Raw genomic sequence first — 559 nt, 5'->3', positions numbered from 1 at the left:
GCTCCTGCACCTGTAGCTGCACCTGCAGCCGCTCCCGCTCCCGTGGTTCCCACCGGCGAAGGCCTGACCATGGATGCTCCTATGCCCGGCAACATCCTGGATGTCCAGGTCAAGGTTGGCGATGTGGTGAAGGAAAACCAGGTTCTGGTTATTCTGGAAGCCATGAAGATGGAAAACGAGATCGTCGCCCCCAAGGCTGGCACCATCACCGCGGTGTATGTCACCAAGGGATCATCCATTGACGTGGGCGCGCCCATCGTTACCATCGCGTAAGAACAGGAGGAACAATTTTGGAACAAATTATCGCAGGAATTATGTCTACCACGGGACCCCAGATCATCATGATGCTCATCGGCGGTCTCCTTATGTATCTCGGCATCAAGAAGGAATATGAGCCGACCCTTCTCGTCCCCATGGGCCTGGGCACCCTTCTGGTGAACTTCCCCGGATCCGGCCTCGTGACCCAGGCGGGCAGCGAGTCGGAAGGCGTCCTCAATGTCCTCTTCAACGCCGGCATCGCCACGGAGCTTTTCCCGCTCCTCATCTTCATCGGCATCGG

At 57.8% G+C, this 559-nt stretch carries 2 protein-coding genes; both read left to right on the top strand.

Annotated features, from left to right (window positions below; genetic code table 11):
• On the top strand, positions 1-273 hold a 273-nt coding region (locus tag KCG48_RS15170; protein ID WP_211802908.1), incomplete at its 5' end, for a biotin/lipoyl-containing protein.
• Positions 274-290: 17 nt separating this feature from the next.
• On the top strand, positions 291-559 hold a 269-nt coding region (locus KCG48_RS15165), incomplete at its 3' end, for a sodium ion-translocating decarboxylase subunit beta (RefSeq protein ID WP_230977180.1).

The sequence above is a fragment of the Proteiniclasticum sediminis genome, from assembly GCF_018128025.1.
GTDB classification, from domain to species: domain Bacteria; phylum Bacillota; class Clostridia; order Clostridiales; family Clostridiaceae; genus Proteiniclasticum; species Proteiniclasticum sediminis.
The sequence above is the reverse complement of the archived record's forward strand: the minus strand, read 5'-3'. Positions and strand labels throughout refer to the sequence as shown.